Source organism: Sphingobacterium sp. ML3W (assembly GCF_029542085.1).
Lineage (GTDB): Bacteria > Bacteroidota > Bacteroidia > Sphingobacteriales > Sphingobacteriaceae > Sphingobacterium.
This window is the reverse complement of sequence record NZ_CP107036.1, coordinates 3,389,970-3,415,891: the sequence shown is the minus strand read 5'-3', so window position 1 is coordinate 3,415,891 and position 25,922 is coordinate 3,389,970. Positions and strand designations below refer to the sequence as shown.

The 25,922-nt window shown below is 42.2% G+C and carries 18 protein-coding genes and 2 tRNA genes; 18 read left to right on the top strand and 2 right to left on the bottom strand.

The features are described 5' to 3' along the window. The first annotated feature begins 1 nt into the window (after position 1). The 17 genes from OGI71_RS14400 to OGI71_RS14320 all read left to right on the top strand — a co-directional run bounded on the left by OGI71_RS14400 (position 2) and on the right by OGI71_RS14320 (position 24,225). Positions 2 to 1,660 (top strand): altronate dehydratase family protein, encoded by a 1,659-nt coding sequence (locus OGI71_RS14400; protein WP_282249832.1) that lies wholly within the window; start codon positions 2 to 4, stop codon positions 1,658 to 1,660. A 20-nt stretch (positions 1,661 to 1,680) separates the two neighbouring features. Then, on the top strand, positions 1,681 to 2,994 hold the full coding sequence (locus OGI71_RS14395; RefSeq protein WP_282249831.1) for an alpha-L-fucosidase: 1,314 nt from the start codon (positions 1,681 to 1,683) through the stop codon (positions 2,992 to 2,994). A 2-nt stretch (positions 2,995 to 2,996) separates the two neighbouring features. Next, positions 2,997 to 3,761 carry an SDR family oxidoreductase gene (locus tag OGI71_RS14390; protein ID WP_282249830.1) on the top strand — a complete coding sequence of 255 codons (765 nt, stop codon included), beginning with the start codon at positions 2,997 to 2,999 and terminating at the stop codon, positions 3,759 to 3,761. 62 nt (positions 3,762 to 3,823) lie between these two features. Then, the gene (locus OGI71_RS14385; protein WP_282249829.1) at positions 3,824 to 4,681 is read left to right on the top strand and encodes a fumarylacetoacetate hydrolase family protein; all 858 of its coding nucleotides are present in this window, start codon (positions 3,824 to 3,826) and stop codon (positions 4,679 to 4,681) included. Between the two features lie 25 nt (positions 4,682 to 4,706). Beyond that, positions 4,707 to 5,534 (top strand): amidohydrolase family protein, encoded by an 828-nt coding sequence (locus OGI71_RS14380; protein WP_282249828.1) that lies wholly within the window; start codon positions 4,707 to 4,709, stop codon positions 5,532 to 5,534. 195 nt (positions 5,535 to 5,729) lie between these two features. Continuing rightward, a complete protein-coding gene (locus OGI71_RS14375; RefSeq protein ID WP_282249827.1) occupies positions 5,730 to 6,518 on the top strand; it encodes an SDR family oxidoreductase in 789 nt (262 codons plus the stop codon). Positions 6,519 to 7,091: 573 nt separating this feature from the next. Beyond that, the gene (locus OGI71_RS14370; protein WP_282249825.1) at positions 7,092 to 8,240 is read left to right on the top strand and encodes a glycoside hydrolase family 172 protein; all 1,149 of its coding nucleotides are present in this window, start codon (positions 7,092 to 7,094) and stop codon (positions 8,238 to 8,240) included. Positions 8,241 to 8,251: 11 nt separating this feature from the next. Then, positions 8,252 to 9,490, top strand: a complete 1,239-nt coding sequence (locus OGI71_RS14365; protein WP_282249823.1) for a DUF6786 family protein — start codon at positions 8,252 to 8,254, stop codon at positions 9,488 to 9,490. Between the two features lie 5 nt (positions 9,491 to 9,495). Beyond that, positions 9,496 to 11,259, top strand: coding sequence for an L-fucose isomerase (locus tag OGI71_RS14360; RefSeq protein WP_282249822.1), 1,764 nt, complete (start codon positions 9,496 to 9,498; stop codon positions 11,257 to 11,259). A gap of 30 nt (positions 11,260 to 11,289) precedes the next feature. Beyond that, complete coding sequence (gene fucP, locus OGI71_RS14355) at positions 11,290 to 12,636, top strand: L-fucose:H+ symporter permease (protein ID WP_282249821.1); 1,347 nt, start codon at positions 11,290 to 11,292, stop codon at positions 12,634 to 12,636. A gap of 16 nt (positions 12,637 to 12,652) precedes the next feature. Next, positions 12,653 to 14,317, top strand: coding sequence for a ribulokinase (locus OGI71_RS14350; protein WP_282249820.1), 1,665 nt, complete (start codon positions 12,653 to 12,655; stop codon positions 14,315 to 14,317). A gap of 10 nt (positions 14,318 to 14,327) precedes the next feature. Continuing rightward, a complete protein-coding gene (locus OGI71_RS14345; protein ID WP_282249819.1) occupies positions 14,328 to 14,870 on the top strand; it encodes a sigma-70 family RNA polymerase sigma factor in 543 nt (180 codons plus the stop codon). 36 nt (positions 14,871 to 14,906) lie between these two features. Further along, positions 14,907 to 15,923, top strand: coding sequence for a LacI family DNA-binding transcriptional regulator (locus OGI71_RS14340; protein WP_282249818.1), 1,017 nt, complete (start codon positions 14,907 to 14,909; stop codon positions 15,921 to 15,923). A gap of 2 nt (positions 15,924 to 15,925) precedes the next feature. Further along, the gene (locus OGI71_RS14335) at positions 15,926 to 16,978 is read left to right on the top strand and encodes a hypothetical protein (protein WP_282249817.1); all 1,053 of its coding nucleotides are present in this window, start codon (positions 15,926 to 15,928) and stop codon (positions 16,976 to 16,978) included. Between the two features lie 202 nt (positions 16,979 to 17,180). Further along, a complete protein-coding gene (locus OGI71_RS14330; RefSeq protein ID WP_282249816.1) occupies positions 17,181 to 20,327 on the top strand; it encodes a TonB-dependent receptor in 3,147 nt (1,048 codons plus the stop codon). An 11-nt stretch (positions 20,328 to 20,338) separates the two neighbouring features. Next, the gene (locus OGI71_RS14325; RefSeq protein ID WP_282249815.1) at positions 20,339 to 22,096 is read left to right on the top strand and encodes a RagB/SusD family nutrient uptake outer membrane protein; all 1,758 of its coding nucleotides are present in this window, start codon (positions 20,339 to 20,341) and stop codon (positions 22,094 to 22,096) included. Positions 22,097 to 22,122: 26 nt separating this feature from the next. Then, positions 22,123 to 24,225, top strand: a complete 2,103-nt coding sequence (locus OGI71_RS14320; RefSeq protein WP_282249814.1) for a hypothetical protein — start codon at positions 22,123 to 22,125, stop codon at positions 24,223 to 24,225. Between the two features lie 65 nt (positions 24,226 to 24,290). Here OGI71_RS14320 and OGI71_RS14315 read toward each other — a convergent pair. Both OGI71_RS14315 and OGI71_RS14310 read right to left on the bottom strand, forming a co-directional pair. Continuing rightward, a tRNA-Phe gene (locus tag OGI71_RS14315) sits at positions 24,291 to 24,363 on the bottom strand. 42 nt (positions 24,364 to 24,405) lie between these two features. Next, positions 24,406 to 24,478 (bottom strand) — tRNA-Phe (locus OGI71_RS14310). Between the two features lie 187 nt (positions 24,479 to 24,665). Here OGI71_RS14310 and mnmA point away from each other — a divergent pair. Further along, positions 24,666 to 25,757, top strand: a complete 1,092-nt coding sequence (gene mnmA, locus OGI71_RS14305) for a tRNA 2-thiouridine(34) synthase MnmA (RefSeq protein ID WP_046672147.1) — start codon at positions 24,666 to 24,668, stop codon at positions 25,755 to 25,757. Positions 25,758 to 25,922: the final 165 nt, after the last annotated feature.

Sequence of the window (25,922 nt, the reverse complement as noted above, 5' to 3'; positions counted from 1 at the left end):
TATGGCCATACAACGTTATTTACAAATCCATCCAATGGATAATGTCCTGGTTGCATTGCAGGACCTGGCTGAAGGAACAGCAATTGTTTTCGAAGGTAAAGAGTTTACATTGAAGCAAGCCGTTGCGGCCAAGCATAAGTTTACGATTCAGCCGATGGAGCAAGATGCCGAAATATTGATGTATGGTGTTTTGGTTGGGAAGTTGAATGGTGATTTAGAAGCAGGTGAGTTGATCACAACAGAAAATCTACGTCATGCATCCGAAGATTTTAGAATGGGTGATCGCAAGACCACTTGGACAAAACCAGATATCGCTGCTTTCAAAGAGAAAACGTTCAATGGATTTCACCGCTCGAACGGTACGGTAGGAACTGCCAATTATTGGTTGGTCATTCCATTAGTATTTTGTGAAAACAGAAATGTATTGACGCTAAAAGCTGCTTTCGAAGAGAAATTGGGTTATAAGGTCAAAGCTAACAATTACAACTCCGAAGTGGAAGACTTGATCGGCTTGTATAAATCCGGTGCGGATGTAAACCAAATTCTGGGACAAGATTTATTGGCTAATTCGACATCAAATGAACAAGAACGTTTGTTTAAAAATGTGGACGGCATTAAGTTTTTGAACCACGAAATGGGGTGCGGTGGTACCCGTATGGACTCTGATGCCCTATGCGGTTTGTTGGCGGGATATATTACACATCCAAACGTGGCAGGTGCGACTGTATTGAGTTTAGGCTGCCAACATGCACAGGCGTCCATTTTGAAGGCTGAAATAGAGAAAAGGAATCCTGGCTTTGACCGTCCTTTATACATCTTTGAGCAACAAAAAGAAGGAACTGAAAAAGAATTGATGCAAAAGGCAATCAAAGCAACCTTCGCTGGAATGATGCAAGCGGATAAAAATGAGCGCAAGCCAGCTACTTTAGATAAACTATGTATCGGTTTGGAGTGCGGTGGTTCAGATGGCTTCTCAGGTATTTCGGCCAATCCGGCACTTGGTTTTGTTTCGGATATTCTGGTGACTTTGGGCGGTTCTGTTATTTTAGCTGAATTTCCGGAATTGTGTGGTGTGGAGCAGGAGCTTAGTGACCGCTGTGTCGATGAACCTACTGCCGAGAAATTTATGAATTTAATGCGGACCTACAATGCTAAAGCAGAAGCGGATGGTTCGGGTTTCTATATGAACCCATCTCCGGGCAATATCCGTGATGGTCTAATCACAGATGCGATCAAATCAGCAGGAGCAGCTAAAAAAGGAGGTACCTCGCCAGTCGCAGCTGTGATTGATTATCCAGAATTGGCTAACGGGGCAGGACTCAACTTACTATGTACACCTGGTAATGACGTGGAGAGTACCACCGCAGAGGTTGCTGCGGGTGCTAATATTGTCTTATTTACGACAGGATTGGGTACGCCTACGGGAAATCCGATTACGCCAGTTGTAAAGCTATCGACAAATACAAAGACTTTTGAAAAAATGCCTGATATCATAGATCTTAACTGTGGTACCATTATCGAAGGTACAGAGACTATTGAAAAGGCAGCACATCGTATACTTGATTATGTAATTGAAGTTGCTTCAGGTGAGGTCAAGCCTAAAGCAGTCTTGTTGGGACAGGATGATTTTATTCCTTGGCGAAGGGGCGTTTCTTTGTAAATAACCAAAAATCAAACATAATGAAATTAAAACATGTCATCTGCAGTTTGGCCTTGCTCATAGGATCACTATCCTATAGTTATAGCCAACAACAGTACCAGCCAAGTCCTGAAAATTTAAAAAATAGGGAATGGTTCGAACAATCTCGATTCGGGGTCTTTATCCATTGGGGTGTCTATAGTGTGTTGGGCGATGGTGAGTGGGCCATGAATAATCAGAACATCAGCTTGGATGAGTATGCACTGTTGCCTAAATTTTTTAATCCCATTTCTTTTGATGCAAAAGAGTGGGCTAAATTATTTAAACAGGCCGGTGCAAAATATATTACATTCACGACAAGGCACCACGATGGTTTCGCCATGTGGAATAGCCAAACTTCGGATTATAACATCGTGAAAAAATCACCATTCAAGCGTGATATCGTAAAAGAGTTGGTAGCAGCATGTCATGCAGAAGGAATAAAAGTCATGTTTTATTACTCGCTTTTGGATTGGAACCGTAACGATTATCTACCTGCTGGTAAAACAGGAGGTGGCATCGCTGGGCGTGATTCTACAAAAGGTGATTGGAATCGTTATGTCCAATTTATGAAAAGTCAGTTGACTGAGCTTCTTACAAGTTATGGTCAAGTTGATGGGATTTGGTTTGATGGTCATTGGGACAAACCTAAAGAAGATTGGCATTTTAAAGAAATCTATGAGTTGATACATAAGTTGCAGCCACAATGTTTGGTGGGTAATAATCATCATTTAGCGCCTTTTGAAGGAGAAGATTTTCAGATGTTTGAACGTGATCTGCCAGGGGAAAACACGACAGGATTTGGAACAAGTGCACATGATGTAGGCAAATTGCCTAAAGAGGTTTGTGGTACCATCGCTGGATCTTGGGGCTTTGAATTAAAAGATAGAACACGTAAATCGTTTAGAGAGGTATTGACTTACTTGGTTAAAGCTGCGGGACATGGTTCAAACTTGTTACTCAATGTAGGACCGATGCCGAATGGCGAGATTCAGGACTATCAACAAGATCGCTTAAAAGATCTTGGTAAGTGGCTAGCTGTTTATGGCGAGACTATCTATGGAACTGAAGCTGGGGGAATAGCACCTACGGATGATTATGCGTTAACGCGAAAAGGAAATCAGGTGTACTTGCATATCCTTAAACCTGAAAAGAAGGAATTGTATATTGCCAAGCTTCCTTATCAGGTGAAGAAAGTAAAGACATTTATCGGAAATAAGGATATTAAATTTAGTAATAAAGATAATAGTTTACGATTGGATTTGCCGGCATCGACTGATGAGGCAGATCTAGTTTTAACACTAACAATTAAATAACAATGGGAAAATTAGAACAAAAAGTAGCTGTTATTACAGGCGGTGGTAGTGGGATTGGTCGTGCTATCAGTGTGCAATTTGCTACAGAAGGAGCGAAAGTCCATATTCTGGATTTAAATGAGGAAGGTGGGAATGCTGTAGTAGCGGAAATTTTGGCTCTAGGTGGGCAGGCTGTGTTCAATCGTTGTAACGTAACCGATCAACAGGAAATTATCGACATAGCTCAAAATATCGGGAAAATTGATATTTTAGTGAATAATGCTGGCATTGCTCACGTTGGTAATTTGGAAAATTGTAAATCCGAAGACTTCGAACGTGTTTTTAATGTGAATGTGAAAGGGGCCTATAATGCGTTGTATGCTATTGTGCCAATCATGAAAGCGCAAGGTTCTGGAGCTATTCTTAATCTCGCTTCGATTGCGGCGTGGGTAGGAATTACGGATCGTTTTGCCTATTCCATGAGTAAAGGTGCGATCTATGCAATGTCTTTGTCAGTAGCACGTGATTACATGGCTTATGGTATCCGTTGCAACAGTATCTCGCCAGCGCGTGTACATACCCCTTTTGTAGATGGTTTTATTGCGAAGAACTATCCTGGTAAAGAGGCTGAAATGTTTGAAAAACTGTCTGCAAGCCAGCCAATAGGTCGTATGGCACAACCCGAAGAAATTGCTAAGCTGGCACTTTTTCTTTGTAGTGATGACGCAGGGTTTATCACAGGTAATGACTATCCTATCGATGGTGGTTTTATTAAATTGAATAACTAAATATTAGATTTGAGACATTAGATTCTCATATCTACTATCTCATATCTCAAATATAAAAAAATATGAAATTAATACGTTTTGGAGCCTTTGGCAAAGAGAAGATTGGAGTTCAGGTCGACGGAGTAAACTACGATGTAAGTGCATTTGGTGGTGATTACAATGAACAATTTTTTGCAGAAGATGGTTTGGCTCGTTTGGAAGAATTTGTCAAGGCTAATGCAGGTAAACTGATTGAAATTCCACAAGACGAGCGTATCGGAGCACCTTTTGCCCGTCCATCTAAAATAGTTTGTATCGGACTGAATTATATGGATCATGCCAAGGAAACAAATGCACCGATTCCTGCTGAACCTATTATTTTTATGAAGTCCACCACTTCATTAATAGGACCATACGATAATGTGATGATTCCTAAAGATTCTGTAAAGACGGATTGGGAAGTGGAGTTTTGTATTGTAATTGGTAAAAAAGCCTCTTATGTAGAAGAAAATGAGGCTTTGGATTATGTTGCGGGTTATGTACTTCACAATGACGTATCTGAACGTGAGTATCAATTGGAACGAGGTGGCACCTGGGATAAAGGAAAAGGCTGTGATACATTTGCACCGATGGGACCATTTATGGCTACCAAAGAAGAGATCAAGGATATTAATAATGTACGTATCTGGTTGAAAGTTAATGGTAAAACCTATCAGGATGGAAATACCAAAGATTTAATTTTTTCAATCGCACATGTTGTTTCCTATGTTTCTAGATTTATGACCCTATTACCTGGAGATGTGATTTCAACAGGAACTCCTGCTGGTGTAGGCCTTGGATTTAATCCTCCTATTTACTTGAACCCTGGTGATGTGATTGAATTGGGTGCAGATGGACTTGGCGAATCGCGTCAGACTGTGGTTGCTTATTCAAAGAATTAATTTATCTCCTATTTTAGGTTTTATTATGCGTATAGATACCCATCAGCATTTTTGGCAATTCGATCCTGTGAGAGACAGTTGGATTACAGACGAGATGCTCGTTATTAAACGGGATTTCACGCCATTGGATATTCAGTTTGTATTGGAACGAAATGGATTTGTAGGTAGTGTGGCGGTTCAGGCTGATCAATCTGACGCGGAAACGAATTATTTGGTTCAGCTATCCAAAAGTCACCCCTTTATCAAAGGTGTGGTTGGATGGATTGACCTCCAGGCCGAAGATATTGAACAGCAGTTGATAAGTTATAAAGAACTACCGGTGATCAAAGGCTTCCGCCACATTGTTGAGGGAGAGTTGGACCCAGATTTTCTGATTCGACCAGCTGTGTTGAATGGGTTAAAAGCATTGGCCGCGTTTGGCTATACCTACGATTTATTGATTCGTCCGCGTCATTATGAGGCTACATTGCAATGTGTACAGCAAAATCCAAATCTTCAATTTGTGCTGGATCATATTGCCAAACCTCCGATTAAATCAAGGGAGTTTGATGAGTGGGCCGCGTTTATCGATAAACTTGCTGCCTTTTCAAATGTGGTCTGTAAAGTGTCCGGGCTGGCCACAGAGGCTGATTGGTCCAGATGGAAATTGGATGATTTCAAACAGTATCTAGACCATATTTTCCTACGTTTTGGAAAAGAAAGGATTATGTTTGGATCTGACTGGCCTGTATGTCTGTTAGCGGCCTCCTATGAGGAAAGTATCGCTATTGTTGAGGATAAGTTGGGTGACTTTACAGAAAAGGAAAAAAAATCGTTTTGGGCTGAGAATGCTATACGTGTGTATAATCTATAAAACTATATAATCCAAAAAAACAATCAGTATGCACGAAAGGGAAAGTATGCATACTGATTGTTTCAATGGCAGATAAATCGAGTCTAATCAGCTCGTTGCTGTTGGGATAAGCTTTAATCAATAACCAGTGAAACGAGTTCGTTGATGCAGAAAACAGACACTCATCAATGAAACATACAATTCAATAAAATTATTATGGATCTTCATTTAAAAGATAAAGTTGTTATTGTTACAGGTGGTGCAAAAGGGATAGGGCGTGCTGTTGTGCATGCTTTGGCCAAGGAGCAGGCTATTCCTGTTATTGTGGGACGTAAGCAGGCCGACAATGAAAAAGTAAGGGAAGAAGTGAAACAGTTCGGTATTGATGCTTTGTGTATTGAGGCTGAATTGTCCAAACCTGAAGATTGTGAAAAAGCGGTACAAAAGACACTGGAGGTTTATGGCCGCATAGATGGCCTGGTGAATAATGCGGGACAGAATGATGGGGTGGGTTTAGCATCTGGTGATTATACGAAATTTGTTGCCTCATTACATAAAAATCTGATCCATTATTATTTAATGGCGCATCATGCATTGGATGCATTGAAAGCATCTAAAGGAAGTATTGTCAATATATCTTCCAAAACAGGAGAAACCGGACAGGGCAATACATCAGCCTATGCCGCTTCCAATGGTGGACGAAATGCATTGACACGCGAATGGGCTGTAGAATTGTTGCCTTATTCAATCCGTGTAAACGCTATTGTTGTTGCTGAATGTGCTACCCCACAATACGACACCTGGATCCAGACTTTACCAAATCCGGAGGAAATATTGAAAAAGATTACCGATCGTATCCCATTGGAAAATCGCATGACTACGTCGGAGGAAATTGCAGATACAACCGTATTCTTGCTATCAGACAAGTCAAGCCATACGACGGGTCAATTGATCCATGTTGATGGCGGTTATGTACATTTAGACCGCTCCATTATTGCGGAATAGTATCCCGTAAAAATAAAAAACTGAAGCATCGTGTTTAGCCATGTTCCATTGAGCTATACGCGATAAGAAAATAAGGCAGTGCCTGTTAAAGTCGGAAGAACTACTCTTCTGACTTTTTTATTTTTATACCCGCTGATAATAGGTGTAATGCCCAAGACCGTGAAAACATACAAATAAGGCTGATTTTCTAGTTAATCTGCTGATGATTTTGATGTTAATAAAAAAAATATAAATTTTATTTTGTTATTTAATCGATTAAGCTTATACTTGTATAACTGATAATTATAAACTTAAGGTAAACTGAGGGATCCTTTTGCTTTTTTTTGCTCTTTTTGTTTAAACGATTAAGCTTAAAAAGATAAATAAACCCTACAGAACTGATTATATAAAATAAGTTCCAAATAAATATTACATGGATTATAAACCGTCCATATTTAAAATTTCAATTTTATTACACAATTGAATGTAATTTTTAAATAGGAAATATTCCATCTTACTGATGGAAAAAAGAGTGCAACACACTCATTTATACTGTTTAAAATATACAATCAATAAGATAATCAATTATAGTATATGAAAAGATTCATTTTTTTATGGTGTGTAGTCATGTTCGGTTACACATCTTTCGCTCAAAATTCAAATGGATTAGGTAATCTATCGAAATTATCGAATGCTAAAACAAGGTCAATCAGTCCTGAAAACTTTAGCGGTGGAAAAGGTAAAGGTGGAATGGCGGTCCCTAATGAAAAGGAGGGGGCTCGTAATCAGGCAAATGCTTCCAAAGCCGCCCGAGAGCTCGGTGTAGGATGGAAAGTTAATCCTTATGTCCATATTGGAGCCGGGGAGACATTTACGCTGGCTGAAATAGATGGATCAGGAATCATTCAGCACATCTGGATGACACCGACAGGCAACTGGAGTCAATCCATTATTCGGTTTTATTGGGATGGGGAGACCGAACCTTCGGTTGAAGCACCTGTCGGAGCCTTTTTTGGAATGGGCTGGAATAAATACGCCCCTTTGAATTCACTTGCGATGACAGTCAATCCAGGTAGTGCATTTAACTCCTATTGGCAAATGCCTTTTCGAAAAAAATGCAAGATAACAATGGAGAATGTCAGCATTCACCCCATGGTACTCTATTATCAAGTCAATTATGCCGAGACTGAGGTTGGTAATGATGAAGCTTATTTCCATGCGCAATACCGAAGATCTCACCCTACAGAAGGTTCCTTACATACCATTCTGGATGGTGTAAAAGGGAAAGGACATTACGTTGGAACCTATTTAGCTGTGGGAGTCAACAACACGGGCTGGTGGGGTGAAGGTGAAGTCAAATTTTTCCTTGATGGCGATAAAGAGTTTGCTACGATCGTCACAACAGGACTGGAAGACTACTTTTGTGGATCTTACAATTTTGAAAACAAAGAAACGCGTAGATATCAGGAGTTTACTACACCTTATGCTGGTCTACATCAAGTGATCCGCCCAGATGGTATATATGATTCACAGCAGCGATTTGGCATGTACCGTTGGCATATTCTGGATCCTGTACGTTTTGACGGTGACCTAAAGGTAACCGTTCAAGATCTGGGCTGGCGGTCCGAAGACCGATACCTGCCGCAGAAGTCTGATATTATTTCGGTGGCTTACTGGTACCAGACAGAGCCTCACGGCAAATTTAAACCACTTCCAGGAAAGAATGGGATAGAAATCAATTAAAGTTCGGGACCATGAAAACAAAACTATTCAAAGCTATGATGATATTCTCAGTATTGTTCTCAGCCTGTCAGGGTAATAATAAAGTACCAGGGCACCCGCAGAAAGCTGCGCCTAATTTCGCTCATGATCTCACTTTTCTGCAAAAATGGGATCAGCAACTGATTGTTCTTTCAGCTTCCGGAGGGGAGGCGAAGCTGATTGTTTCGCCCAAATACCAAGGGAAAGTGTTTACTTCTACCGCAGAAGGTGAGGAGGGGAAGAGTTTTGGCTGGATCAACTACAAAGCTTTTGATCAAGCTATTGATCCACATATGAATGCTTATGGTGGTGAAGATCGGCTATGGCTGGGGCCAGAAGGTGGGCCTTTTTCGTTGTTCTTTGCACCGAAAAAAGACATGGTTTTTGATCATTGGCGTACCCCAGCGGCAATTGACACCGAAAGTTGGTCTTTGGTTTCATCCTCCACGAAAAGTGTGCGACTCGCCAAGGATATGGAACTGCAAAACTATGCTGGAACACAGTTCAAAATAAATGTTAATCGCCAGGTGGAGATATTGGAACGTAAGGAGATCGAAGGTATGCTTTCCATTGTATTAGGGGATAAGGTAAAATCTGTTGGGTTTAAAACAACCAATAGCTTGCGAAATACAGGTGATTTTACTTGGGATAAAAAAACAGGAGCGCCCTGCATATGGAATTTGGATATGTTTACACCTACACCAGAAACCGTGATTTTAATTCCCTATAAAGAAGAAGCTGAAGGTAAAGTGGCCACAACAGACTACTTTGGTGAGATTCAATCTGATCGGATTGCAATGGAAAAAGGTGTTTTATACTTTAAAGCTGATGGTTTATCAAGGGGTAAACTCGGTATACCACCTCATCGCGCCAAACCTATAGCCGGAAGTTATGCTGTTGATGAAGGTGTACTTACGATCACCCTTTTTGACGTGGCTAATACAGCTACTTATCTAAACCAGGAATGGACGACAAAAAAAGATCCTTTCCTAGGTGATGCAATGAATGCTTATAACGATGGTCCGTTAGCGGACGGTACACAAATGGGGCCTTTTTATGAAATTGAAAGTGTTTCTCCAGCGGCTTTTATTCCACCTAATGAACAGATTGTGCACACACATAGTGTCTTCCATTTTACTGGAGACAAAACTGAGCTGAATACAATTGCTGAGAAGGTGTTGGGAACCTCCCTAGCCCGTGTTTCAACAATTTTTGGTCAACCTAAAAAGTAACAAATATGAAAACATATCCTAAAATTGGTATTCGCCCTATTATCGATGGTCGCCTGGGCGGTATACGCGAATCTTTGGAAGAGACAACAATGAATATGGCTAAAGCTGTCGTGGCATTGTTTAACACCGAATTGAAATATCCCGATGGAACACCAGTGGTCTGTGTTGTCGCGGATACCTGTATTGGTGGTGTAAAAGAAGCCGCAGACTGTGCCGATAAGTTTGAGCGTGAGAATGTCGGTGTATCGCTTTCTGTTACTCCCTGTTGGTGTTATGGTTCTGAAACGATGGATATGAATCCACTGTTACCCAAAGCAATTTGGGGTTTTAATGGCACCGAACGACCAGGAGCAGTATACTTGGCGGCAACCTTGGCCGCTCATAATCAAAAGGGCTTACCAGCCTTTGGGATCTATGGTAAGGATGTACAGGACATGGGCGACCAGCATATACCGGAGGATGTGCGTGAGAAGTTACTAGCCTTTGCGAGAGCAGGATTAGCTGTGGCAATCATGCGGGGCAAATCCTATTTGGCTATCGGTTCGGTTTCGATGGGAATAGCGGGGTCCATTGTAGACGCTGATTTTTTTCAAAGCTACCTGGGGATGCGTAATGAGTATGTGGATTCCTCAGAAATCCTACGTCGGATACAACAAAATATTTTTGATCCGGAGGAATATAAAGTGGCGTTGAAATGGACGCGTGAACATTGTCAGGAGGGTGAAGACTTTAATCAACAAAAAAATGTCAAAAACCGCGAGGAGAAAGATCAGGATTGGGAATTTGTTGTCAAAATGACGATGATTATGCGTGATCTTATGATCGGCAATCCAAGACTTGTCGATCAAGGCTACGGAGAAGAAGCCCAAGGCCACTATGCACTCTTGGCTGGATTCCAGGGACAACGGCAATGGACAGATTTCTTACCAGATGGTGATTTTTCCGAAGCACTATTGAATTCGTCATTTGATTGGAATGGTATACGTGCACCTTATTTGGTCGCTACTGAAAACGATGCTTTGAATGGGGTTTCCATGCTGTTTAATTATCTGTTGACCAATACAGCGCAGATCTTTGCTGATGTGCGGACTTATTGGAGTCCTGAGGCCGTGAAGCGCGTGTCTGGTTGGAAACCTGAGGGAAGGGCTGCGGATGGATTTCTGCACTTGATTAATTCCGGATCGGCGACCCTTGATGGTACGGGGAAACAGCGTCTTGGGGATAAGCCTGTGATGAAACCACATTGGGAAATTTCGGATAAAGAAGTCGATGCCTGTCTCAAGGCCACCACATTTTATCCCTCCAATCGAGATTATATGCGGGGCGGTGGTTTTTCGTCTAAGTTTGTCACTGAAGGGGGAATGCCAGTAACCATGTGCCGTCTCAATCTCATTAAGGGAATAGGACCTGTTTTGCAAATTGCTGAGGGATGGACGATCGATCTGCCTGGAGATGTCCGTCGTATATTGGATGAACGCACAGATAAAATCTGGCCAACCACCTGGTTTGTACCACGCTTGACCGGAGAAACTAATTTTTCTAGTGTATATGCCGTTATGGCCAATTGGGGTTCCAATCATGGCGCCATTAGCTATGGACATATTGGTGCAGATCTGATTACGCTGGCAGCCATGTTACGCATTCCTGTCAATATGCATAATGTAGCGCAGGAGGCAATCTTTCGACCATCGGCATGGGGAGCTTTTGGAATGGACAGTGAGGGCAGCGATTATAGAGCATGCCAGGTATATGGACCCCTGTATAAATAAGATTTAGGCTTCAATAAAATTTCTATTACCATGAACACGACATCCCCAAGAAAAAAGAAAAAATCCCTTTTTGTCAATGAGCAAGGAGTTAATTATCTTGTGCCGTTCATTTTTATTTGCAGCCTATTTCTCCTTTGGGGCTTTGCCCACGGTTTCTTAGATGTGCTGGATAAGCATTTTCAGGATCTTTTGCATGTCAGTAAAGCGCAATCCGGCTTTGTGCAGTTTTCCCTTTATATTGGATATTTGGCCATGGCCTTGCCTGCAGGATTATTCATTAAACGCTATGGGTATCAAAGAGGTATTATCCTTGGCCTAGCTATTTTTGCTATAGGTGCTTTTATGTTTTATCCTGCTGCGGCCTTGGGCGCTTTTATTCCTTTCCTGATCGCTTTGTTTGTGTTGGCCTGTGGACTTACTTTTTTAGAAACTGCTGCTAATCCCTATTCTACTGTATTGGGAGATAAGGCTGGAGCTGCCCGACGAATTAATATTTCTCAATCTTTCAACGGACTCGGGTGGATATTAGGACCACTTATTGGAGGGCTTTTCGTTTTTGGGATGGAGTCAACGGGTGAACATGATAAGTTTGATTCTTTAGTGACACCCTATATGATGATCGGTAGTATCGTAGTGGTGGTTCTGCTTATTTTTATGGTCATCAAGCTGCCCGAAGTCAAAGAAGACCCCGATACAGATGGGGAGGAAAACCCGCCATTGCGAAAGCTATTGCAATATCCAGCTTTTATATTGGCTGTTGCAGCGCAATTCTTATATGTCGCTGCACAGACCGGCACGAATTCATTTTTTATCAATTATGTCATAGATGCTGTTCATGATCTGCAAACGCCTATCAGCAATATCATGGTGCACTTAGGTTATTTTGGCGATTTTTTTATGCCCAAAAATAATGAACAGGCGGCCTCGATCCTGCTCGCTATCGGTGGGATGGGAGCCTTCTGGATCGGGCGTCTTACTGGTGCATATTTTATGCGGTTTGTGAGTCCACGTAAATTATTGATGTGGTACGCGATAGCCAATAGTGTGTTGGTCACGGTCGTTATTGCTGATATCGGATGGCTTTCGGTTTTCAGCCTGTTCACGACATATTTTTTTATGTCCATCATGTTTCCGACCATCTTTGCGCTAGGAATTCAAGATCTAGGTACATTGACGAAGAAGGCTTCTTCTTTCTTGGTGATGGCTGTTGCAGGGGGAGCCTTCTGTCCACCCATTATGGGATTGATTTCTGATCATTCTAAGATGGCTGTTGGTTTTTTTATACCATTACTATGTTATTTGTTTATTGCGTTTTACGGGTTTTGGATCAAGCGTAAACTTAAAACAGAACGTATCACTGTGGGTGTGTCCCATTAATAAGGAGAACAGGAATATGAGTAAGAATAAATATGTTATTGGAGTGGATTTTGGGACGGATTCTGTCAGGGCTATGCTGATGGATACAGTCACTGGAAAGATCCTTTCTTCATCGGTTTGTTTATATGAACGGTGGCATAAAGGTTTGTACTGTGATGCCGGCAGCAGTCAATTTCGTCAACATCCATCGGATTATATAGAAGGGTTGACCTCAGCGGTTAAAAGCTGTCTACAGACGGTGGATCCGGAAGTTAGACAAAGCATCGGCGCCTTATCTATGGCAATGACGGGATCGACACCCGTAGCTGTTGATGAACAGGGGACGGCCCTGGCTCTTCTTGATACTTTTAAGGAGAATCCCAATGCAATGTTTGTGCTTTGGAAGGATCATACAGCTATCCATGAAGCGGCGGAAATCAATGTGGTCGGAAAAAAAGATCACCAAGGTTACTTGCGATATGTCGGTGGAATCTATTCTTCGGAGTGGTACTGGGCAAAATTATTACATGTACTTCGTGTTGATCCAGCCGTTAGGGAAGCTTGTTATACCTGGGTAGAACACAGTGACTGGATGCCTTTTTTGTTGGTAGGTGGCAATGATGCAAATCAGATGAAACGGAATGTATGTGCGGCAGGACATAAAGCACTTTGGTCACCCGCTTTTGGCGGCTTACCCGATACGAAGTTTTTTAATGAGATCGATCCGATGTTGGGTACCTATGCCGAACGATTTGGGGATAGCGTATATACGGCTACTGAATCTGCGGGATACCTTTGCGCAGCATGGGCTGAGCGACTGGGGCTTTCTACCGACGTGCAAATCGGTATCGGATCCATCGATGCGCACGTAGGCGCTGTAGGAGGAGAAATAAAACCCTACTACATCAGCAAAGTTATAGGTACATCGACATGCGATATGATGGTCGTGCCCAAACCAGAGATGGAAGGCGTATTTGTGGAAGGTATATGTGGTCAGGTTGAAGACTCCATTATTCCGGGGATGGTGGGACTTGAAGCTGGACAGTCTGCCTTTGGCGATGTGTTTTCTTGGTTTAAGGATTTGCTCCTCTGGCCAGCAAAATTAAATTCTTCGGCCGATTTCAGTACTGTTTATGAACATTTGGAAACAGAACTGTTAAAGGAACTCAATCGTACAGCTGCACAGTTACCATTGCATATCGATGATCCTTTTGCTTTAGACTGGTTTAATGGTCGACGGACACCGGATGCAGTGCCAACGCTGAAAGGTCTGATCGGTGGTCTCTCCTTAGGAACAACAGCACCTGCAATTTTTAGTGCTTTGGTTGAGGCAACTTGCTTTGGTTCACGGGCGATTATGGAGCGTATCGAAAGCGAAGGGGTAAGGGTGGAAGGGATCAATGCGATTGGCGGAATCGCTAGTAAATCTCCCTTCGCTATGCAGATGATGGCTGATATATTAAATCGACCGATACATATTGCAGCTACAGAACAGGTCTGCGCATTGGGAGCTTGTATGTTTGCAGCAGTGGTTAGCAACAGTTATGATACAATAGAAGAAGCGGCAGCCCGTATGGGAAAGGGAGATAAGGAAATTGTACAGCCTAGACCTGAATATAGGGCGCATTTTGATCATCGGTATGCACAGTATTTACGTTATGGTGCTGTTCAAAATAATCATGATAATAAAGTGCTGACTTAATGCTTTTAGGATGGAAACGATAATGCAAAAACAAGCCCATATGGGCGGGCTGCAGGGTGTTCTGGATCATGATACTTTTAATCTGGTCTATACAACCTATCAGGGGACTTTGTATAAAAAGTTTATGTTTCTGCTCAATTTTCAAGAGACAGCAGAGGATATTCTTCAAGATGTTTTTTTGAAGACCTGGCAATTGCGGGATACGATCAAGACCGAAAAATCATTGAAAAGCTATCTGTTTCAGATTGGCCGAAATTTAATTATGGATCACTATCGTAGGCAAAAAAGGGAGCAAGGTTTTACATTGACCTATCGTGATTTTATAAATGTGGTGGATCAAATTGATGAGGAATGTATATTCCATGAGGACAAATATTCTAAATTAGAAGGAATTATCAATAAATTACCCCCGCGAAGAAGGCAGGTGTTTGAACTGTGTAAATTTGAGCGAAGGAGTTATGAAGAAGTAAGCGAATTATTGCATATTTCACCATCAACAATAAGTGACCACATCGTTAAGGCTATGCAGTTTATTAAAGTGAATTGGAACTAATATGATAACGGTGTCCACACTATTTAGTATAAAAATATGAGCAAGAAGATCTCACTGAAGGATATAGCAGAAGCGGTAGGCGTTTCTACCGCATTAGTGTCTTATGTATTGAACGATAAAGACGAACAGACAAGGGTAAATAAAGACACGGCAAAACGTATACGGGAGATGGCAAAAGAGATGAACTACCAACCCAATCAGATTGCGAAAAGCTTAAAAAGCGGTAAGTCGCAGGCGATTGGATTATTGGTGGCTGATATTTCCAATCCTTTTTTTGGGAATCTCGCTCGTGCGATAGAGGATGAAGCTAAAAAACATGGTTATAGTGTGCTTTTTGGAAGTTCTGATGAGAATCTAGAAAACTCGCAGCGATTGATCGATACATTCATCAATCGGCAGATAGACGGTTTTATTATAGCACCAGCGGAGGGTACAGCTTCGCAACTGGAATATCTGAAGAAAGCCAATATTCCTTTCGTACTCATTGACCGTTATTTTAAGGATTTGGAAACCAGTTATGTGGTTGTTGATAATTTTAACGCAACTTATCAGGCTACCCAGCTGCTGCTGAACCAAGGGCATACTAAAGTTGCCTATGTCTGTTATAAAAACCAGCTGCAGCATACAGAGGATCGTTATAGCGGTTACCTGCAAGCGTTACTAGATCAGGGGAATACCGAGGACAGTAGCTTGGTATGTGAGGTGGAGTTTAATAATGCGACTTACTTTAGGGAGCAATTTATCGAGCTGTTGCAGCCGGATAGGGGTGTAGACGCTATTCTCTTTTCAACAAATACCCTATCTATTATGGGTTTAAAGATTATCAACGAACTGAATATTACTGTTCCAGATGATTTAGCAGTTTTTTGCTTTGATGAGAGTGAAGCCTATGATCTGTTTTATTGCCCAATAAGCTATGTCAAACAACCATTGTCCATGATCGGGAAAGAAGCAGTGAAGATATTGCTTGAACAATTACGTGGGAAAGTTTCCAGCGAACAGAAGGTTATGTTGGATGTGGAAATCGTTGCACGAAAGTCTTGTCAAAAATAAAAATGAAACGGCTATTACTCCCTTTACTAGTGTTGGTGGCAGACCTTTTATATGGTCAGGGAAGTTCCATGTCATGGCAGGAACTGGCACCACCGGATACGATAGGGGCTTGGGTACAACCTGTACAGGGAAAGCCGGCAATGCCAGTTTGGGGACATGTAAATGGTATAAGGATCGGATTAGATCCTTTGCCGGGACCAAGAGGACTAATCCGGATTTATACCCCTTATTTAAATTATGGGTTTCCGGAAGTCATGAATTTTATTGCCTTTGAGCCTATTCCCAAGGGAAAGGAGGCCCGTGGATTTTCCGAACTTGAAATGAGTAGTATCCATCCCGGAAAACGCGGAAAGCATTTTTGGAGTACAGACCATCCGACAGGGGTATCAGCCCTGGATGGAAGATATCCAGCACGGGGGATCGTTGCCCAAAACAATGGTGAGGAGACCCTAACAATATATCTATTTGCAGAACCCTTTGACAATGGTGCAAAAGTTTATGCTAGGCTTCGTTTTTTTGCATCCAGACCCTATGAATTTGAATTGGCGACCTATACCTATGAAGGATCTGAAGAACTGGATTATTTCATACTAACCGCGACAATGGGCAATAAACCTAGGCTAAGGACACTTTTCTTGCAAGATGGAAAAGAATCCTCGCTGGAGTTATGGTCCGATTACAAAGACATCCATTTTACGCCACATGCCTATTTTCCGCAACAACGTATGATCAGAGACAAAAAAGGGCGTGTTTATTTTATTGCAGCTCCTGATGAAGCAGATTATCTCAAAACCGTTTATACAGCTGGGACTAATCAGCATTGGAAGTATCGGGGTAAACCGGCGACCCAATACTGGATAAAAAAGAATCCCAGCGAGCAGCTCAATGGACTGCTAACCGGAAGATTCACTTATTGGGCGAGTAAAGAACCCATACCCGGAGGCGTCTCCATTGAAAATTTTGAATTGAAGGAACCATTTAAGGCAGGAGATTCCTTTATTTTTGGTATTACGCCGCTTTCGGCCGAAGCATTCATCCAGCATATCAAACATTAACCAACGAAACAATAACCAACGAGAAAACGAATCCACCCGCAGAACGGGTTGATTTAATAAAAAAATAGTTTCCCAGCAGAGGATTTCGTATGATCGAACGTATTAAGTATATAGTTGCTGCATCATTACCGATATTTAGCTTAAACGATTAAATTTTTGTGCCGTAGTATAAACTGATTAATAAAACCTAATATTAATGACTATGAAACGCTACCTAAATTTAGCACACTGGCTCTGTATAGCCTTTCTGTTTTGTACATTTTTTTTGCATGCAAAAGCTATAGAATCCTCGACCGTATTACAGCAGAGGATCATCAGGGGCGAAGTGCGGGAAAGTGGTACGAATACAACACTTGCAGGCGTCAATGTGAAGGTCAAAGGGAAAACAGGCGGGACTATCACCACCTCAGATGGAAAATATGAAATCCCGATTGACTCCAAAGAAAGTGTACTTGTTTTCTCGTATACCGGGAAGAAGACTGAAGAACGTTTAGTGGGTGAAAACGATTTGATTAATGTGAGCCTTACGGATGAGAGCAATATGCTTGCCGAAGTATATGTCGGTTATATGACGCAACGGAAAGCCGATTTAACAGGCTCCGTTTCTATCGCAAATGCGAGTGATATTGCTAGGAACCCATCGGCGAATGCCATGAAATCACTTCAGGGAAAATTAGCGGGTGTGCACATCACCACCAATGGTGGAAATCCGGCAGAGGGTGTGAACGTACAGATCAGAGGTTTGTCGTCACTTTCCGGCGGAGTTAAACCGCTCATTGTTTTGGATGGTATGCCTACCGAGAATCTCAATCTACGCGACATCAATGCAGCAGATATTGAATCTATTCAGGTCCTGAAAGATGCGGCTTCCGCAAGTATCTATGGTGCACGGGCTTCCGGTGGGGTTATTCTTGTCCAAACTAAGAAGGGCAAAATTGGACAGACAAAAGTGGACTATAATGGTAGCGTTGGAGTAAGCAGTATTGTGCGCAAGCCCAGATTGATGAATGCCGAGGAATATGGGCGGGCGACCTTTCGGGCTTATGCCTACGATGAGGCGGTCTATGGGGTGCCATTGACTTTGCCCAAAACGTATGATTTTACCTGGCATAGGGATGCTGAAGGACGCGCTGTGCTCGATGCTGTTAAACCAGCGGAGTATCTCAATGCCGAGAAAACGGTGAAAAGCGCCGATACTGACTGGCTTGATGAAATTCTCCGTCCAGCCCTGATGACAAATCATCAGGTATCTGTTTCCAGTGGGACGGAAAAATCAAAAAGCATGTTTTCATTGGGTTATTTTGAAAACCAAGGAACACAGATCCATACCTTTTTTAGACAGTTTTCACTGCGTGCTAACAATGAGATTAATTTAATCAATAACCGCCTAAAAGTAGGGGAGAATTTTGCGGTTTCGTATTTAAGATACCGTGATGCAAACGAAATGCGTTGGGCATTGATCAATCCACCAGCTGTTCCTGTACATGATATTTATGGCGGCTGGGCTGGTGCGGCGGGTTTTGACGACTTCACAAATCCTGTGCGTGTACTGACCGATAACAAAGACAATGTAAATAATTATGTCAAAATGATCGGTAATGTCTTTGTGGATCTAAATATCTGGAAGGGAATTTCTGCCCGCTCACAATTTGGTATAGACTATGGGAATGCCTATCGAAGGAATGTGGAGAAGAAATGGTCGGAAACAGGTGGACGAAATAGTGACGATGAAAATTATGTGGGGAATACCCAGTCTCATCCCCTCAGTTATGTGTGGACAAATACGCTTTCTTACAGCCTACAGAATGATAAACATAGCTTAGATGCGGTGTTGGGAACTGAATACACACGATTTGTCGAGGAAGGTTTCTCTGCCCGACGGGAAGGAATATATCTGGAAGATCGTGATTTTGCGCATATTGGCGTAACCAATGGGACCAAATATTCACTTGGGAGCACGGCCGACGAATATGTATACCTGTCTTATTTCGCCAAAGCCAACTATGTGTATAACCAAAAATACCTGCTGTCGGCGACTTTGCGTAGGGATGGATCCTCACTTTTTGGCGCAAACAACAAATTCGCCATGTTCCCAGCATTTTCTGCTGGTTGGCGGATCAGCAACGAACCATTTATGAAAAAATATGCATTTATATCTGACCTTAAGCTGCGTGGCGGATGGGGAGCTAATGGAAGTGTACAGGGGCTGCCAAGAGGTTATACCTCGACACCATTTACAACAGACTATTTTGGAACATCTTACCCGATCGAAGGGAATGAAACCGGACCAATATTTTCGGGATATCGACGGACCTGGTTAGGCAACCCTAATCTCAAATGGGAAACAACCACACAAACTGATGTCGCCCTGGATTTTAGCCTATTTGATAGTAGGCTTAGCGGATCTTTTGGTTACTATTTTAAGAAAACAAAAGATATCTTGGTTCGGACCCCATATATTGCCGCCATGGGTGAAGGCGGGGAACCCTGGATCAATGGTGCAAGTATGAATAACCGCGGGATAGAATTGGATATTAGTTATCACAACAATCCGCAAAATGCGTTTCGGTATACCATCTCTGCAAATCTGGGAACTTATAAGACCAAAATCGTGAGCCTTCCTAAAGATGTCATCAATAAATACCCGGGAAATGGGGTCAATGACCTTGTGTTAGGTAGGACACCAAATATCTTGTATGGCATGGTAGCAGATGGTATCTTTAAGACACAAGAGGATGTTGATAATCATGCTGCGCAGCCTGGAAAGGCAGTGGGGCGGATACGTTACAAAGACATCGATGGCAATGGAAAGATCGAAGAGTTTTATGACCGGACTTATATTGGAGTCAAAGATCCTAAGTTTTTCGGTGGGATAACCTTTGACTTTAGTTACCGCAATTTTGACCTTAATATCTTCTTCCAGGGGGTCTTTGGCAATAAAGTGAATAACCTATGGAAATTGGAATCTGACCTGTGGAATATCAATGTCCCAGCACATAAAAATCATCCCACACGTATTTTGGATGGATGGTATTTTGATCAGATGGATGCTGATATTCCGGCGATTTCCAATTCCACCCTTAATGCGGAACAGCGCCCCTCCAGTTATACTGTGGAGGATGGATCTTATTTGAAATTGAGGAATATAGAACTTGGGTATACACTTCCACAAGCGATTTCCAAGAAAGCAGCCATGAATAATTTAAGATTTTATGTCTCTGGCCGTAATCTCCTGACATTCAAAAAAGGTTGGGGAAAAGACCGATATACCAGTTTTGATCCTGAAATGCCTGACTATGGCTATCTGACTCCGATGTTTTTAACCTTTGGTATCAATGTAACCTTTTAAACTTCCCTATTATGAAAACGTATAAAATAAAAATATGCCTTGCGCTTTTCCTATTAACTATTGTAAGTTGTACTGATTCCCTTGATATTGCACCCAAACAGGTGCTGGACGAATCTTTTCTGGTTAAACCAGAGGATATGGACGGTTTTGTGACCGCCGCCTATGCAAGGATGACCGATATTCCGTCATTTGATTCACCTTTTGCACCCTGGTGGTCGGGTTCTATGCGGGCAGATGATTCCTATAAAGGTGGTGGCGGAACATGGGATGGTGATGGCTGGCATAATATGGAAATCTTTGTTGGAGTCAATCCCAATGGATGGCCCCTAGACTATCCCTGGTATGTCTCTTACCAGATTATTCAACGTTGCAATACGGCGATACAAAAATTGGAGCAGATCAAGGAGGAAGACTTTCCGCAAAAGAATGCCCGTCTCGGAGAGGTGAAATTTATACGGACATTCACCTTTTTTAGGCTAAAGCAATTTTGGAAATACATTCCTTATATTGATGAAAAAGTCGTTGGCACCAGTGCAGACTTTGAAGCGGTACCGAATAGAGAAAAAGACCAACCCAACGATCAGTATCTTTGGGGAAGAATATTGGCTGATTTTAAAGAGGCCGAACAGTTGTTACCAGCGACGCAGCCTGAGAAAGGACGTGTTGATAAAAATGCGGCAACAGCGATGGTTGCCCGAACGCTGTTATTTATGGCGTATGAACAAAATGATAAACATACTGTTGTAAATATTAATAAAGAAAGGTTGAGCGAAGCATTGACTTATCTCAACAAATTGACCGACCAGGAAGGAGGGAAGGTTGGTTTGCAAACAGATTTTGCCGAAAATTTTGACATAAATTTTGATAACAAGACAAAAGAATCTATTTGGGAGATTCAATATTCCATTGATGATGGAAGTTCGAGTGGAGGTAAGATCAATCGAGGTGAGGGATTAAATCACCCATTCCAATGGGGTGGTTTTCAATGTTGCGGATTTCACCAGATCAGCTATACGATGGCAAATGCATTTAAAACTGGAACAAACGGTCTTCCTTTATTTGATACATACAATAATGGGAGTTACGCGGATGGGGACGCTGTATTTTTTGGTGGGAACAGCTTTGATCCGCGATTTAGCCATACTGTCGCCGCGCCGGGGCAGCCTTGGAAATATAATCCGAATCTTCTTTTTGAAACAAAGGGAATTCGAAATGGTGCCGAGTATGGTTACTTGAAATCTATTAAGGAATTGCCACAACCAGATTGTAAATGTTTGTTATATGATGGCTGGCAATTTAACTCGATGAACAAGAAAATGATTCGCTATGATGAGGTTTTACTTTGGAAAGCCGAGGTACTGATTCAACTGGACCGTTGGAACGAATCATTGATACTGATCAACAAGATCCGTGAACGAGCTGCTAAAAGCACAGCGAGGTTAGTGAAAAAGGATGGTTCGCCGGTTCTCAATTACAAAATTGCGACCTATCAACCTGGTGTCAATTGTACTTGGGATAAAGCTTTTGCCTGGAAGGCATTACAATGGGAAAATCGTCTCGAGCTGGCCGCGGAGGGGCGCCGTTTTTTTGATCTGCAACGCTGGGGAATATTGGAGCCAACAATGAATGCCTACTTTTCAGTAGAAAAAAATAGGTTTAAGTGGCTGGGAGCAGGACGTTTTACAGCAGGACGTGATGAATATTTTCCGATTCCTCAACCTCAGATTAACTGGGCCAAAGGGAATTATGTACAAAATCCTGGCTATTAGTTAACTATAAATGAAACCGAAGTGTGATGATAAAATTATTGATCAAGAATAATGTATTTCCTTACTGTTTGTTGATACTGTTGACATTATGTTGCTTATACCAGCAGTGCTGGGCGAATGTGGATCCGGGGAAAATAAATGCATTGATTAAAGCAATTAAAGTTGATAGTATAGGGGGGCAACTGCCCCAATTGAGCTATCAGAAAATTGCGAGTCAGGTAGTGAAGGTGCGGGTTTCGGTAGATCTGCCGGAAGATGTGCGTTGTGATGATTGGCGGATCCGAATTTTGCCAGCATTTCAGCCCACATTTCATTGGGCACCACATTTGACACCTTCGGATAGCCATATTATTGCACAGCATGTCTTTAGGGCGCCGATGATAATGTTAACTGATCAACGGAAGCAACTTGTTATTATTCCCGATGTAGATCTGTTGAATAGTACTTTGGCCAAGGATTGGTATATGGATATGGACGCGCAAAAAAAACAGTTAACACTGGGACGGTCGCTGGCGCAGGTTGGCGAACATGTTTTATTCAAACGGAAATCCGGAAATACATACACGCGTGGTAAATTTGAATTTGCATTTTATGTTCTTGCATTTGACGATCGGGAAGTGGCAGAAAATCCCTTTCGTAGGCCGCTGGCTTTCTACTGGAAAAATTGGGGCGCAGGTCTTTTTGAGAAGGGCGAACCAATCTCCGGAGATATGGAAGCCTATGTGCGGCATAGCTATCACTGGGCATTTCAATCCTGGGTCAAGCAGGTATGGCAGTCGTTTGAAATTAATGGAAAAAAAGTAGGTGCACCGACTTTTATCGTCAATACCACACAAAGCCCCAATTATCCTGGGAAAACCAATGAACGGGAATTTCGTTCAATATGGAATCAGGCCTGGTTTAGTTCTTTACGTTCAGCCAGTGGCCTATATCGCTTTGCAAAGCGGACAGGAGACTCTGAACTCCTGGATAAGGCGAATCTAACCAAGGAACTGGCGCTATCCTATCCCAAAAAGGGGGGATTTTTCTATGGTCTGATCGGAACTGAAATGGAAGAAACTATCGACGGACAAGGCGATAAAAAATCCGTTCGTAGTAAAGGTTGGGAACACTATTATTGGGGAAATTCAAATCGAAATCCTTATACCTGGGATGCCCGTAAATCCCCTTTTCATCTATTGGATATGAGTTGGACAGCGTTGCTGATGTTGCGTTGGTACGATGAGCTCGAAAAAGACCCTCGTTTGCTCGCTTATGCCGAAGATTACGCGAGGTCTCTGCTCGAAGTTCAATCAGCGGATGGATTTTTTCCAGGCTGGCTTGATGTAGAGACATTAAAGCCTCTTACTCACCTAAATGATTCACCCGAAAGCGCGTTGTCGGTTACCTTTTTATTGACTCTTTATCGCATGACGCAAAAGGAGGAGTATAAAGTAGCGGCTCTACGAGCAATGCAAGCTATTATGAAGGAAATTATACCCAATGGCCGCTGGGAAGATTTTGAAACCTATTGGTCCTGTTCGCGTGTCGGTGCCGAAGATTGGGTAGGGGAAAAGGTGTTACGCAACGACATGTACAAGCAGAATAATTTTTCTATGTTTTGGACAGCGGAGGCGCTATTGGAATGTTATCAAACCACTCGATCGAAACAATACCTCAAGATTGGCCAGCGCTCCTTGGACGAGCTGTTGATGACACAGGCCGCATGGCAGCCTCATTTTATTCCGATAAAAGCTTTGGGCGGATTTGGCGTGATGAATGCAGATGGAGAATGGAACGATGCCAGGCAGAGTTTGTTTGCTGAGTTGATCATTCGCTATGGTAAGGAATTGAAGCAAAAGGAATACCTCCAGCGTGGTTTAGCGGCTTTACGGGCCTCCTTTGTTATGATGTATTGTCCTGAAAACCCTGATACCCAAGTACAATGGGAGGAAGCGTGGCCATTTTTTGGAAAAGAAGATTATGGCTTTATGATGGAAAACTATGGCCATGGTGGCGAGACAAATGCAAAAGGTCTGGGCATAGGGGAGTTTACCATTTATGATTGGGGCAATGGCGCGGCAGCGGAAGCCTATAATCGAATATTAGACCACTATGGAACGGATTTTTTGCAGGGGAAGGGCTTGTAGTCTTTTACCAATGTATGGTAGTTAAGAAACAAAAAAAGCCTGCTCAAATGAACAGGCTTTTTTTGTGGTGCCACCTGGGTTCGAACCAGGGACACAAGGATTTTCAGTCCTTTGCTCTACCAGCTGAGCTATGGCACCAGTTGACCTTTTATTTAAATCTGTGATCATCAGATTGAAGCGTGGTGCCACCTGGGTTCGAACCAGGGACACAAGGATTTTCAGTCCTTTGCTCTACCAGCTGAGCTATGGCACCGCTTTCTGCTATGGGTTTGTTCCCCTATTGCGATGCAAATATAGTGTGATAATTTGAATTCTAAAATTTTTATGTGGATTATTTTTGCTCTTTTTTCGAAAGTGTTGATTTTGATCGAGATAAAATTACAAGAAACTAACATAGAGAAAAAGGAATAAGCTGTATCTTTGCATTTCAATAAATAGCGATGAGTAAAAGAGGAAGAGTTTTAGTTGCAATGAGTGGAGGGGTCGATAGCTCCGTTGCTTCTGTCATGCTCCACGAACAAGGATATGAGGTCATAGGTATCACGATGAAGACTTGGGATTATGCATCTGCAGGTGGTTCGTCTAAGGAGACTGGATGTTGTAGCCTCGACAGTATCAATGACGCTCGTACATTAGCCGTAAACTATGGTTTCCCTCATTATATATTAGATATACGCGATGAGTTTGGAGACTTTGTAATTGATAATTTTGTAGAGGAATACATTGCTGGGCGTACTCCCAATCCCTGTGTTCTTTGTAATACCCACATCAAATGGGAAGCGTTGATGAAACGTGCTGATAAACTGGATTGCGAGTTTATCGCCACAGGACACTACGCCAATATTCGTATGCACGACAATGGCCGTTATGTCATATCAAAGGGTAAAGATGAAAATAAGGATCAATCTTATGTCCTATGGGGTGTATCGCAGGAAAATCTGGCGCGGACACAGTTCCCATTAGGATCCTTTACGAAAAAAGAAATCCGTCAAATGGCGCTTGACATGGGACAGAAGGAGCTTGCCAATAAATCGGAAAGCTACGAAATCTGTTTTGTGCCAGACAATGATTACCGTGCGTTTCTGAGACATAAAGTACCTACATTAGATCAGCAGATCGGTCCGGGTAATTTTATCCTTTCAGACGGAACAGTTGTCGGTAAACATATTGGCTACCCTTATTTTACCATCGGTCAACGTAAAGGTTTAGGTATTGCTTTGGGTAAACCGATGTTTGTGATTGAGATTCTCCCTGAAAGTAATACTGTCGTATTGGGTGAGGAGCATGAGCTTGAAAAATCGCATGCCTATGTACGCAATGTGAACTTTGTCAAATATGCAGGTCTTGACCAGCCAATGGAGGCAATTTCAAAAGTACGGTATAAAGATTCAGGTGCTTTGTCTACCATCTCCCAAGAGGGTGATAAAGTGCGTATCGACTTTGTGCACAATGTGAAAGGTATTGCACCGGGACAATCAGCCGTATTCTACGAAGGAAATGATCTCTTAGGCGGTGGTTTCTTGATGAAATAATAAAAGCTGATCTGAAATTCAGCAGAAGAAATCTAATCCCTATACTGTAGATGCAGTATAGGGATTTTTATTTGTGCGCCCAGCGTAAACGATCGTGCTACTCTAGTTTCATAAGGGATTTCTAAGGTTATTTGCAGCTATTGTGCTGGCGGGATTTAAAAACGA

Coding starts and splice junctions, on each gene's coding strand:
- OGI71_RS14400 (WP_282249832.1), top strand. CDS start 2: ATGGCCATACAACGTTATTTACAAATCCATCCAATGGATAATGTCCTG.
- OGI71_RS14395 (WP_282249831.1), top strand. CDS start 1,681: ATGAAATTAAAACATGTCATCTGCAGTTTGGCCTTGCTCATAGGATCA.
- OGI71_RS14390 (WP_282249830.1), top strand. CDS start 2,997: ATGGGAAAATTAGAACAAAAAGTAGCTGTTATTACAGGCGGTGGTAGT.
- OGI71_RS14385 (WP_282249829.1), top strand. CDS start 3,824: ATGAAATTAATACGTTTTGGAGCCTTTGGCAAAGAGAAGATTGGAGTT.
- OGI71_RS14380 (WP_282249828.1), top strand. CDS start 4,707: ATGCGTATAGATACCCATCAGCATTTTTGGCAATTCGATCCTGTGAGA.
- OGI71_RS14375 (WP_282249827.1), top strand. CDS start 5,730: ATGGATCTTCATTTAAAAGATAAAGTTGTTATTGTTACAGGTGGTGCA.
- OGI71_RS14370 (WP_282249825.1), top strand. CDS start 7,092: ATGAAAAGATTCATTTTTTTATGGTGTGTAGTCATGTTCGGTTACACA.
- OGI71_RS14365 (WP_282249823.1), top strand. CDS start 8,252: ATGAAAACAAAACTATTCAAAGCTATGATGATATTCTCAGTATTGTTC.
- OGI71_RS14360 (WP_282249822.1), top strand. CDS start 9,496: ATGAAAACATATCCTAAAATTGGTATTCGCCCTATTATCGATGGTCGC.
- fucP (WP_282249821.1), top strand. CDS start 11,290: ATGAACACGACATCCCCAAGAAAAAAGAAAAAATCCCTTTTTGTCAAT.
- OGI71_RS14350 (WP_282249820.1), top strand. CDS start 12,653: ATGAGTAAGAATAAATATGTTATTGGAGTGGATTTTGGGACGGATTCT.
- OGI71_RS14345 (WP_282249819.1), top strand. CDS start 14,328: ATGGAAACGATAATGCAAAAACAAGCCCATATGGGCGGGCTGCAGGGT.
- OGI71_RS14340 (WP_282249818.1), top strand. CDS start 14,907: ATGAGCAAGAAGATCTCACTGAAGGATATAGCAGAAGCGGTAGGCGTT.
- OGI71_RS14335 (WP_282249817.1), top strand. CDS start 15,926: ATGAAACGGCTATTACTCCCTTTACTAGTGTTGGTGGCAGACCTTTTA.
- OGI71_RS14330 (WP_282249816.1), top strand. CDS start 17,181: ATGAAACGCTACCTAAATTTAGCACACTGGCTCTGTATAGCCTTTCTG.
- OGI71_RS14325 (WP_282249815.1), top strand. CDS start 20,339: ATGAAAACGTATAAAATAAAAATATGCCTTGCGCTTTTCCTATTAACT.
- OGI71_RS14320 (WP_282249814.1), top strand. CDS start 22,123: ATGATAAAATTATTGATCAAGAATAATGTATTTCCTTACTGTTTGTTG.
- mnmA (WP_046672147.1), top strand. CDS start 24,666: ATGAGTAAAAGAGGAAGAGTTTTAGTTGCAATGAGTGGAGGGGTCGAT.